Origin of the sequence: Pseudoalteromonas sp. ND6B (assembly GCF_000764215.1) — a bacterium.
GTDB classification, from domain to species: Bacteria; Pseudomonadota; Gammaproteobacteria; order Enterobacterales; family Alteromonadaceae; genus Pseudoalteromonas; species Pseudoalteromonas tetraodonis.
The window spans coordinates 62,077-73,695 of sequence record NZ_JQFL01000001.1 but is presented as its reverse complement, the minus strand read 5'-3'; the positions used below and the strand labels follow the sequence as shown (position 1 = coordinate 73,695).

Genomic DNA, 11,619 nt, shown 5'->3' with positions numbered 1-11,619 from the left:
TTTAACATAGCAAATCGACAAGTAATCGAATTTATTACAAATTTAGGTGGCGAAACTAGAAAGTTTACGTTAAGTTTAACTGGTCTAATGTCTCATTAATATACTAGCTACATTATTTTAACTTAATTACACTGACTATAAACACACTATAAAAATAAGATTTGTGCGGAGAACACTATGAAAAAAATGCTACTCTCGCTCTCAGTTGCAGCTGCATTAGCAGGCTGTGGCGGCGGAGAAACGTTAGAAGATGTTAAAAACGATTCAGTTACAGTTATTCCAAAAGCTACGGTAAAATTTGACCCTGCAAATGGTGTAATTTCGGTTCCTAATGATTTATTGATGAGCGGTACGCGCGATGGCACATTAAACATTCCTGGTGAGCTAAATGACGAAAATGTTTCTATCCCTCGCGCTGCGTATGCGGATCCGCAACTTGCACTAGGGGCACTTGATGGCTGGTCTACGCAAGTTCCTTTTAAAATAGATTTAACGTTTCCACCGGGCATTAGCCTAGATGAAACGTCTGCAGCTTCACCAGGCTCAGTACGTATTTTTGAAGTGATCATGGGTGCAAGCCTAACAGATGCCGAATGCTCACAAGCACCAGCCGGTGCTGCATGTAAATTAGTGGGCGAATTAACCTTTGGTGTTGATTTTGTTACACAAGGCTCTGGAGACGCGGTTGCAATTATTCCACTTAAGCCATTTAAGGCTGGTAGCTCGTACATTAATGTACTAACGACTGGGCTTAAAGATTCAGAAGGTCGCTCAATTGAGCCATCATCAACGTATGCGACTGTTAAACAAGAAGCACCGTTAGTAACACCATCACAGCTTGCGCTGCAAGGGGCTGTTAATAGCTACGAAAACGTAGTGGTGAGCTCGGGTGATATCACCAAAGACGATATTATTTTTTCAGCCGCGATGACGATGCAATCAGCAGGTCCTGTGCTTGGCACAATCAAAAAGATTTTAGCAGCAAGCTTAACAGAGCCAACAATTCCAACGCCTGCGTTGCAAATTCCAACACAGCCTATGGCTAATGTACAACAAGCGTTTGCAATACAAGGTGTAACGGTGCCTGACGTATTCCAAGTAGCACAGTATCAAAAAGGCAGCATCCAGCTACCTATGTATTTAGGTACACCTACGGGTAAAGAGATCAGTGATTTAAATGATACTTACTGGCAAGGTATGTGTGACAGTGCCGTTGCTATTTTAGGTTACAAAGCGCAAGCAGGTGAAGCGTTCCCAACTGATCCCATTAGCACTAACGATGCGATGTGTGCTGCTTTGAGTGATGGACAGCTTCGTGACTTAGGGCTTGATAGCACTAAACACTTAACTAAATATAACTCACTTCCTAAAATGCAAAGTATGGCGACTGTGCCAGTACAAATTACCAAACCGATTTTACCGGTTGTTAATGCGTACCGAACAGGCTTAGGTTTAGAGCCTTTTGCTGCTATGCCAGAAAATGGCTGGCCAGTGGTTATTATGCAACACGGTATTACCACACAAAAAGAAAGCATGTTAACGCTAACAGCGCAGCTTTCATTGCAAGGCTTTGCAACGGTTGCAATTGACCATCCTCGTCATGGCGAGCGTGGAATAGATGTTGATGTTGATGGCACAGATGACTTTAACGCAACATCAGGCTCTGTACTTAGTTACATGAACCTAAGCTCGTTATTGGTCGCTAGAGACAGCTTACGCCAGTCAAGTGCTGACTTACTTGGTTTACGTTTAGGCTTAAACTTCAGTGGTGATAGTTCACTCAATTCTAGAGATGTATCTTATATTGGCCATTCACTGGGCTCAATTGTAGCGCCTGCATTTATTGCACAAGCGAATAGCCCATTGGCTGATCAAGTAGACCCACTCTTTAAAGTTAATGCTGTTGCATTGGCAAGCGGCGGTGGCGGTATTGCTAGCTTCTTATTAGAGTCAGCCGCGTTTGGTCCATTTATTCAAGGCTCTGTACTTTCTCAAGCTGGAACTGCTGAAGCTGACGAGTTTAATGCATTCTTAAATGCTGGTGCGTTATCAAACTGTGGCGCCTTGTTACCAGACATGCAGGACTTCTTAAGCTGTGGCTTTAATGAATTTGCAGCATCGCTAACGATGGCGGGAGAAGCTGATAAACTGGCTAACATCAAGGGCGTGATGACGCAGTTTGTATTTGCAGCACAAACAGCATTAGATAGCGGCGATCCAACTAACTACGCAGCAACCGTTAAAGCACTAGAAACACCTGTGTATATGAATGTTGTTGTTGGTGATGGCACTGATAGTAACAAGCCAGACCAAGTTATTCCGCCGATGACTGCTAACAACCCAATTGCAGGTACACTGCCTCTAGCTAACTTTATGGGGTTAGAAACAGTGAGTACATCTCAAGCACCAACAGAGATGGGGGCTAGCTATTTAGTTAAATTTAACACAGGTCATCATGGCTCGGTATTAACACCGGCGCAAGATGAAAGACAGTCGTCTACAGCAGCGGGCAGCGCAGCAGCTAATGCAGAAATGCAATTGCAAATTGCAACTTATCTAGTATCGCGTGGACGTTTATTATCTGTATCAGATACTGACATTGTGACTAATTAATAATCAACCACTCAATTAAGTCTAAAAAGCCACTGTATAGTGGCTTTTTTTTATTTTAAAGCATGCTAAATTGGCTGAAATTTATAAACGGAGAACACAGTTGGAATTTTTATACGAGTACGGCTTATTTTTTGCAAAAACCATTACCTTTGTTATTGCTATTGCTGTGATTTTAACCTTAATTGTAAGCTCGGCTGTTAAGCCAAAAGCGAAAAAAGGTGAGATTGAAATTGATGACCTATCAGAGCAGCTGACCAATATAAAAGAAAGCTTTTTAAATAATACGCTAGGTAAAAAAGAGTTAAAAGCCTATCAAAAACAACAAAAAGTAGAGCAAAAAAAAGCGGACAAAGAAGCGCCTAAATCACGACTCTATGTTATTGACTTTAATGGCAGTATGGACGCACATGAAGTAGAAAGCTTGCGCGAAGAAGTGACCGCGATAATTTCGATAGCGGATGCAAAAAAAGATAAAGTGTTAGTTCGCCTTGAAAGTGGTGGTGGCGTGGTACATGGCTATGGTTTAGCCGCATCACAATTACAACGTTTAAAGTCAGCCGGTATTGAGTTGACTGTATCAATAGATAAAGTCGCCGCCAGTGGTGGTTACATGATGGCTTGTGTGGCTGATCATATTATTGCAGCACCGTTTGCAATTGTTGGCTCTATTGGTGTTATTGCACAAATTCCAAATTTTAATAAAATTTTAAAGAAAAATGATGTCGAGTTTGAGCAAATTACGGCGGGTGAATTTAAACGCACGTTAACTTTATTTGGTGAAAATACCGATAAAGCCCGTGAAAAGTTCCGCGAAGAGATAGAGCAAACTCATGTATTGTTTAAAACTTTTGTGAGCACTCAGCGCCCAAGTTTAAATATGGATTTAGTGGCAACGGGTGAACATTGGTTTGCAACCCAAGCAATTGAAAAAGGGTTAGTCGATACTATTAAAACCAGCGATGATGCGTTGTTAGAGCAACAACAGCACTATCAAATTTATAAAGTGCAATACAAGATTAAAAAAGGATTAAGTGACAAGCTGGCAATGGGTTTGAGCCATGGTGTGAATAAAGCGGGTGTAAGTTTAATGTCAAAGTTTAAGGCGTTAAACCCTTAATAATTTAATCACTTAAACCCAACAAAAAAGCCTTGTTACTTAACGAAGTAGCAAGGCTTTTTTTATGACTATTGTCAGAAATACTAATCAATAGATTTGTGGTAGTCCTCTAAATCTTTTGCTGCATTTGGGTCGTTAAAGATACTTTCATCCAGTTCACCTTCGCTTTTAGCGACGACACACGTAACCATACAGTCACCCGTTACGTTTACTGCTGTACGGGTCATATCAAGCAATCTGTCTACACCAATAATAATGGCGATGCCCTCAACAGGTAAGCCAACTTGGTTAAGTACCATGGCTAGCATAATTAAACCAACACCAGGTACACCCGCCGTACCAACAGAGGCAAGCGTTGCAGTTAGTATCACCATTAAGTAATCAGAAATAGTTAAGTCAACACTAAATACCTGAGCGATAAATACCGTAGCCACACCTTGCATAATTGCGGTGCCATCCATGTTAATGGTTGCACCAAGCGGAATAGTAAACGAAGCGACCGAATTATTAGCGCCAAGCTTTTTAGTTGCCGTTTCAAGTGTAATAGGCATAGTCGCGCTTGAACTTGAGGTACTAAAAGCAAATAAACAAGTGTGCTTCATTTTAGCCAAGAAAGTGAGCGGGTTTAGACCCGTGAGTATTTTTAGCAGCAGGGTGTAGTTTACAAATGCGTGTAGTAATAAGGCTAATACAACCACGCCAAAGTACTTAGCTAAACTCACAATCAAGTTAAGTTCAATGGTAGTGAACAATTTAGCCATTAAGAAAAATACGCCGTAAGGGGCAATGTTCATTAGCAAAGTAACCAGTTTTAAGATAACGGTGTTTAAGTCTTCAAATACAGTAGCGACACGTTTACCTGCTTTTCCGCTAAGTGCCATTGCAATACCGAATAATAGAGCAAACACAATTACTTGTAACATGTTTCCCTTTGCCATTGCTTCAAAAGGGTTGGTAGGGAACATATCAATAATTACGCGAGCTAAAGTAGGCGCTTCTTTGGCATCATAACTTGCTTGAGAGGGTAACCCAATGCCTTCACCTGGGTTAAATAGTAACGCTAAGGTTATCGCGACTGTAATCGCTATTGCCGTTGTAACTAAGTATAAACCAATTGATTTACCGCCTAAACGGCCTAATTTCTTAGGATCGCTTAAACTGCAGGTACCACATACCAGTGATACAAATACTAAAGGCACAACCAGCATTTTCAAACTGGCTATAAATATTTGCCCACCTACATGGAAAAGGCCATCAACAAAAAAGGCTTTAATTGGCAAAGAGAATAACCCAAGAGGAATTAGGTAATCGTCTTCACCAGCTAATATAGCCTGAAATATAAAGCCTACTGCAACACCAAGCACCATACCAATCATGATGCGAGTAGTTAAACTCATTGAACGGATTTTAGACATATTTCCAATCTATTTTTTATAAATTTGGCATAGACTAACAGCATGTAATTTTTTTTACAGAAAAAACGTCAACTTTTTAAAAATTTTTATCAAAAAAAGGAGTAAAAAACTGAGATTTTAGACTAAGTTATAGGTTAACATTAAGTAAATAAGTTTAACTTAGTAATAGCGCAACGGAGAAACCTATGCCTTTAACTCGTTTGCTCAGCATTATATGGCTCAGCACATTACTCATCGCCTGTGGCGGTGGTGGCTCACTGGAAAAAGAAAGTGGAACCGTTGGCGGTGATACTGGAGGCACCGGTGGAGACGTTGTCGAACAAGCAATTCAAGTTGAACTTGATTTTGAAGATAGAATTGTTACTGCCGATAACCCGCTAGAGGTGGTTGCAACGGTAACCGGAAGTGATGGTCAACCTGTTGTGCGTCAAGAGGTCAGCTTTACCACAACACTGGGTTCTTTTATACCGGCTACAGGTAGCGCTTTAACAAATTCCAGCGGTGTTGCAACTATCGAGCTTAGCGCGGGTAGTGTTGAAGGAGCAGGAACCATTGTTGCCAGCTACGAAGACGCAACAAGTAAACTTGGCTTTTACACGGCAGGTGATGAGCCTCAATCGAATGACTCAACCGCAAATATTGACATTAAAATTTTACAAAACTGCCCTGATAGTTGGTTAAATATAGACAGAGATTCTATAGAGCTTGATCCATCTGACTGTTCTCAAAATAGTAATTTACTTGGGCAACAAGCTATTGTATACGCAAAAATCACAAAACCTGGCAGTAATACGCCAGCAAGTAATGTACTGGTTCAAGCGACAACAACGCTAGGTATTTTATTACCTGAAAGCTTAACGGCTAAAACGGATGCGTTTGGTGTTGCTATTTTGAATTTATTGCCTGGCAGTAGCTCAGGTGTTGGCCAAGTTGAGTTAACTGCTCAGGGCGGCGTTGCGAGTGCTTTATTTGAAATTAACGCTGTTCAAGTAAATGTAAATTTAAGCGCGGGTATTGCAACTGGTGATGTGTTGTCTGCAGGTTCTACTACTATTATTACCGCTCAGATTGTAGATGGCAGCAATAACTTATTCACCACTCCACTTGAAGTACAATTTACCTCGGCATGTGCAGAAGAATCTACACCTAGAGCCACTATCGATAGTGTGGTAACTAGCATTGGCGGCACGGCAAGCGCAACTTATAAAGCGGATGGTTGTAATGGTATAGATACGATTACAGCAACCGTGGTTACCGGTGGCAACGTTGCTACTAAAACAATTAATATTAATGTAGCTGCCGCTCAAACGGGTTCAATCGCGTTTATGGGTGTGACCAATCAAGTGTTAGCTATTAAAGGAGCTGGCGGTCAGACTCTCACTGAAAATTCAGAGCTTACCTTTAAACTTTTAGATATTAATGGTAACCCTGTTGGTCAAAAGCAAATTGATTTTGCTCTTTCGCAAAACCCCGGCGGCGCGTTGCTAGACAGTGCATTTCAGTTTACCAATAATGAAGGTTTAGTGACTGTAAATGTCCGCTCAGGAAGAGCCGCAGGAGTTTTATCTGTTATTGCATCACATCAAGTTGAGGCTGGCGACACATCACAAAATAATGTGATTTCTATTGTGTCAAATGACATAACCATTACCACTGGTGTGCCAGATCAGGATAGTTTTACGCTTGCAGTGCAAACATTTAATACCGAGTCATTAAATGAAGCCGGGGTGACAACAGACTTAACTGTATTTGCAGCCGATCACTTTAATAATTTTGTTCCTGATAACACGGCAATTTATATAGCCAGCGAAGGTGGTGCAGTAGGCACAATAGATGATCAACAATTTACACCTTTATTACTTTGTCGCACCATAGATGGTGTGTGTAAAGCGCAGTGGCGTAGCCAAAACCCAATTCCTTATCATTACAGCATTTATAAAAACTCTGTGGCTGATAAGTGTGACCGTTTTTTTGGTCAAGCAGCACCTTGTACATTAGGTATCAGAGAGTCACAACTAGACACAAACGGCAATCTACTTACCTATCTTGATAGTAGTGGTAACCCGATATCATTTGCGGATGCGCCAAGTAATGCGCTAATAGATTATCCATTAGGTGGTCGTGTAAGCTTGCTAGCATACTCAGTGGGTGAAGAATCATTTAATGATGTATCTGCTAACGGTGAATTTAATCAAAACGAGTTTGATTCTACATTACAAGATTTACCTGAAGCATTTATAGATTTTAATGAAAACGGTATTTTTGACGGAAATTTACCCGCACCTGCGAACCCTGTAAATTCTAATGGCGGTGAGGATGAGTGGTATGTGGAGCGCTCTGGTGCACTAAATAATGGTCAGTTTGATTCCGGCGATGGCATTTACAATGGCTTGTTATGTAGTGACGAGGCGCTTGCTGCAAATGCATGTACGCGTGAAACAGTAAATGTACGCGATCGTTCAGAGTTAGTGATGTCTGGAAGTACACCTTACATTAGAGCTGTAACGGCTTTAGATGACTGTAGTTTAAGTGATGGTATTCGCTTAGAAGCTTCCGATATGGCGGGTATGTGTGACATAAACCTTATTGATATTAGCAATTCCACACCTTACAGCGCGATTTCAGTGACTATCTTCTTCAGTGATATTCATAATAATCCATTGCCTGCAGGTACTACAGTTACTGTCACTGCCGACAATGGTGTGTTAAGAGGGTTAACTGATTACACCGTTGTGAATACTGCTCAACAAGTGCCTATCTCTGTTTCAGTAAATATTACAAAAGAGGCTGAGCCAAATGATGTTGATTCTGGCTTTTTATACATCGAATTTGTGACCCCTGGTGGGGTGAAAACTCAATATACCGTGATGTCGATTTTAGACGAGCCTAAGGTTTAAAATTAATAAAGCATAGAAAATGCCAACCAATAAGGTTGGCATTTTTGTTTCTATTCTATATATTCCACATCAATTATTCAAAAAGCACTGGTTTGATTAAATTTACAACAGAAATTGTTTGTTTATTCAGTAAATACTGAAAAGTTTGTATTAAAAGCTTGTAAGAACTAGTGTTTGTAGATATACCTATAAATATTCGCGCCGCATGAGTCGGCTAAACACATTTAAAAAACTAGGTTAGAAATAGGCAACTATGGGCAAATCGCTAGTAATTGTAGAGTCACCTGCTAAGGCTAAAACAATTAATAAATACTTAGGTAATGATTTTATCGTTAAGTCCAGTATTGGACACGTACGAGATTTACCTACTTCAGGTTCTGGCAAAAACAAAGCACCAGCAAGCAAAACGCCTGCTGAGGTGCGTAAAATGCCACCTGATGAGAAAGCAGCGTATAAACAGCAACGTGACTATACTAACTTAGTCGCGCGAATGGGCATCGATCCTGAAAAAGGATGGGAGCCACATTACGAAATATTGCCGGGTAAAGAAAAGGTTGTTCAAGAATTACAAAAGCTTGCCCAAAATGCTGATCAAATCTATCTCGCAACGGATTTGGATAGAGAAGGGGAAGCTATTGCTTGGCACCTTCAAGAAATTATTGGTGGCGAGCCAGAAAAATATAAGCGTGTTGTTTTTAACGAAATCACTAAAAATGCAATACAACAAGCATTCGAAACCCCAGGTGAGTTAAACACCGACATGGTTTATGCACAGCAGACCCGTCGCTTCTTAGACCGTGTTGTTGGCTTTATGGTATCGCCCCTATTATGGGCTAAAGTCGCCCGAGGTTTATCAGCGGGTCGAGTTCAATCTGTTGCAGTGCGTTTATTAGTTGAACGCGAACGTGAAATTAAAGCATTTATTCCTGAAGAATTTTGGGACATTCATGCCGATGTTAAAAATAGCGAGTCTGACCTACGTTTAGAAGTCACTAAACAAGCAGACAAGCCATTTAAGCCAGTAAATGAAGCTCAGGCTAGTGCAGCAGTTAAAAGCCTTGAGAATGCCGAATATAAAGTTGTCAGCGTTGAAGAGAAACCAAGTAAGAGCCGTCCAAGTGCGCCATTTATTACTTCAACAATGCAACAAGCAGCAAGTACCCGATTAGGTTATGGCGTTAAAAAGACCATGATGCTTGCCCAGCGTTTATACGAGGGGGGTTATATTACTTATATGCGTACCGATTCAACTAATTTATCGAAAGATGCGGTTGAAATGTGTCGCGAATACGTAACCAATGAGTTTGGTGCCAAGTATTTACCTGCTGATCCGATTAATTATAGCTCTAAAGGTAATGCACAAGAGGCGCACGAAGCGATTCGTCCTTCTAGCGTATCAGTGCTTTCTGGGCATGTTGAAGGTGTGGATGCCGATGCGAAAAAGCTTTATGAGCTTATTTGGCGTCAGTTTGTGGCCTGTCAAATGGTGCCAGCTGAGTACGATTTAACCACCTTAACGGTCGCTGCCAACGATTTTACATTGAAAGCAAAAGGACGTGTTTTACGTTTTGATGGTTGGACTAAAGTGCAACCGGCAGTACGTAAAAAGAATGAAGAAGATCAATCGCTGCCTGCTGTTAAGCAAGGCGAGGTGCTCACGTTAGTTGAGCTTGATCCTAAGCAGCACTTTACTAAGCCACCGGCTCGTTTTAGTGAAGCAAGCTTAGTTAAAGAGCTCGAGAAACGTGGGATTGGTCGTCCATCTACGTATGCCTCTATTATATCAACGATACAAGACCGTGGTTATGTACGAGTAGAAAATCGTCGCTTTTTCGCTGAAAAAATGGGGGAGATTGTCACCGATCGCCTTGTTGAAAACTTTACCGATTTAATGAACTTCGATTTTACCGCTAAAATGGAAGGCCGTTTAGATGATATCGCCGAAGGTGAGCGTGTTTGGACGCAAGTTCTCGATAAATTTTACGCTGATTTTTCAACGCAATTGAATATTGCCAAAGGTGAACCCGATGAAGGCGGTATGCGTCTTAATCAAATGGTAGAAACCGACATTGACTGCCCAACGTGTGGCAGAAAAATGGGTATTCGTACTGCTTCAACGGGCGTATTCTTAGGATGTACTGGTTATAACCTGCCACCTAAAGAGCGCTGTACTACCACTATGAACTTAGTGTCGGGTGATGAAGCGGTTGCAGCTGATGTTGAAGACGTTGAAACAGAAACATTAATGCAAATGAAGCGCTGTCCAATTTGTGAAACAGCGATGGATTCATACCTTATCGATGAAACCCGTAAACTACACGTGTGTGGTAATAACCCAGCGTGTCATGGGCATGTGGTTGAAGAGGGTACGTTTAAAATTAAAGGTTACGACGGCCCTATTATTGAATGTGATAAATGTGGCGCTGATATGGAATTAAAATCAGGTCGATTTGGTAAGTATTTTGGCTGTAACAATGACGAGTGTAAAAATACCCGTAAGTTATTAAAAAATGGCGAAGCCGCGCCACCAAAAGAAGATCCCGTTCATATTCCTGAATTAGAATGTGAAAAGTCTGAAGCCTATTTTGTATTACGTGATGGTGCTGCAGGTATTTTCTTAGCAGCAAATACGTTCCCTAAATCACGAGAAACACGCGCCCCCAAAGTAGAAGAGTTACAGCGTTTTAGAGATCGTATTTCGCCTAAGTTTTACTACTTAGCTGATGCACCAGCTAAAGATCCTGATGGTAATCTTGCTGTTGTGCGTTACAGTCGTAAGAATAAATCACAGTATGTAATGACTGAGGTTGATGGCAAAGCAACTGGTTGGACGGCACACTACGAAGGTGGTAAATGGGTAGAAGAGGCAAAGAAAAAAGCCGCGCCTAAAAAGAAAGCCGCCGCTAAAAAAGCGCCTGCTAAAAGTAAAGCGAAAGCAAAAGTAAAAAAAGACGATGAATAATTAATTATTCATCGCTTTAAGTAATAAAAAACCGGAATGCACAGCCTGTGACAGTTCCGGTTTTTTTTGTCAAATCAAACCTATCGCAATGGCATTTCTAATCTGATTTTTTACTTTACAGGATTAAAAAATGTAACCAATTTAGGTTCAATTCACACAATTATTCATTAAATTTTAACAGCAGTGACTTTGTTATAGCCTTCAGATGTTAGTTCATCATTCACACACTTTAAAACATAGTTATAAAGCTCTTCATTGCTTACGTCGTCTTCTTTAGCCCAACTAACACACATTTCTGTGAATTCTTGAATCGTCTCAGCTGAAGCGTCTGTAGCATCGTTTGCCACTGCATTAGCAGCAGATAAAACGAAAAATGGTGCAACGATTAACGCGAGTAATGCTTTATTCATTTTCTTATTCCTAAAAATGGAGTAACAATCGAGTTATGCATTCATACAATGCCTACATAAAACAAGTGTAACCAAGCCAGAACATCTCTGTTGGTATATTGATTTTTAATCGAATATAAAATAAAGGGAAACGAAATATTTTTATCGTCAAGATGAGCGTATCGCGTAAAAGTGTTTAACCTTAACTAATTGTGTTACAGCTAAA

6 protein-coding genes are annotated in these 11,619 nt (G+C 40.7%); 4 read left to right on the top strand and 2 right to left on the bottom strand.

Annotated features, from left to right (window positions below; all coding sequences use genetic code 11):
- The first annotated feature begins 177 nt into the window (after window positions 1-177).
- Window positions 178-2,613 (top strand): VolA/Pla-1 family phospholipase, encoded by a 2,436-nt coding sequence (locus ND6B_RS18610; protein ID WP_033102500.1) that lies wholly within the window; start codon window positions 178-180, stop codon window positions 2,611-2,613.
- 100 nt (window positions 2,614-2,713) lie between these two features.
- Window positions 2,714-3,730, top strand: a complete 1,017-nt coding sequence (gene sohB / locus ND6B_RS18615; protein ID WP_033102499.1) for a protease SohB — start codon at window positions 2,714-2,716, stop codon at window positions 3,728-3,730.
- A gap of 83 nt (window positions 3,731-3,813) precedes the next feature.
- Here sohB and ND6B_RS18620 read toward each other — a convergent pair whose 3' ends face one another.
- The gene (locus ND6B_RS18620; protein WP_013464802.1) at window positions 3,814-5,145 is read right to left on the bottom strand and encodes a dicarboxylate/amino acid:cation symporter; all 1,332 of its coding nucleotides are present in this window, start codon (window positions 5,143-5,145) and stop codon (window positions 3,814-3,816) included.
- A 185-nt stretch (window positions 5,146-5,330) separates the two neighbouring features.
- Here ND6B_RS18620 and ND6B_RS18625 point away from each other — a divergent pair, with 185 nt between their 5' ends.
- Both ND6B_RS18625 and topA read left to right on the top strand, forming a co-directional pair.
- A complete protein-coding gene (locus tag ND6B_RS18625) occupies window positions 5,331-8,042 on the top strand; it encodes an Ig-like domain-containing protein (RefSeq protein WP_033102498.1) in 2,712 nt (903 codons plus the stop codon).
- A gap of 253 nt (window positions 8,043-8,295) precedes the next feature.
- Window positions 8,296-11,004, top strand: a complete 2,709-nt coding sequence (gene topA / locus ND6B_RS18630) for a type I DNA topoisomerase (protein WP_033102497.1) — start codon at window positions 8,296-8,298, stop codon at window positions 11,002-11,004.
- A 167-nt stretch (window positions 11,005-11,171) separates the two neighbouring features.
- On the opposite strand, the gene ND6B_RS18635 is transcribed toward topA, so the two are convergent.
- Window positions 11,172-11,414, bottom strand: a complete 243-nt coding sequence (locus tag ND6B_RS18635) for a hypothetical protein (RefSeq protein ID WP_016899532.1) — start codon at window positions 11,412-11,414, stop codon at window positions 11,172-11,174.
- Between the last annotated feature and the right edge of the window lie 205 nt (window positions 11,415-11,619).

Coding starts and splice junctions, on each gene's coding strand:
- ND6B_RS18610 (WP_033102500.1), top strand. CDS start 178: ATGAAAAAAATGCTACTCTCGCTCTCAGTTGCAGCTGCATTAGCAGGC.
- ND6B_RS18620 (WP_013464802.1), bottom strand. CDS start 5,145: ATGTCTAAAATCCGTTCAATGAGTTTAACTACTCGCATCATGATTGGT.
- ND6B_RS18625 (WP_033102498.1), top strand. CDS start 5,331: ATGCCTTTAACTCGTTTGCTCAGCATTATATGGCTCAGCACATTACTC.
- topA (WP_033102497.1), top strand. CDS start 8,296: ATGGGCAAATCGCTAGTAATTGTAGAGTCACCTGCTAAGGCTAAAACA.
- ND6B_RS18635 (WP_016899532.1), bottom strand. CDS start 11,414: ATGAATAAAGCATTACTCGCGTTAATCGTTGCACCATTTTTCGTTTTA.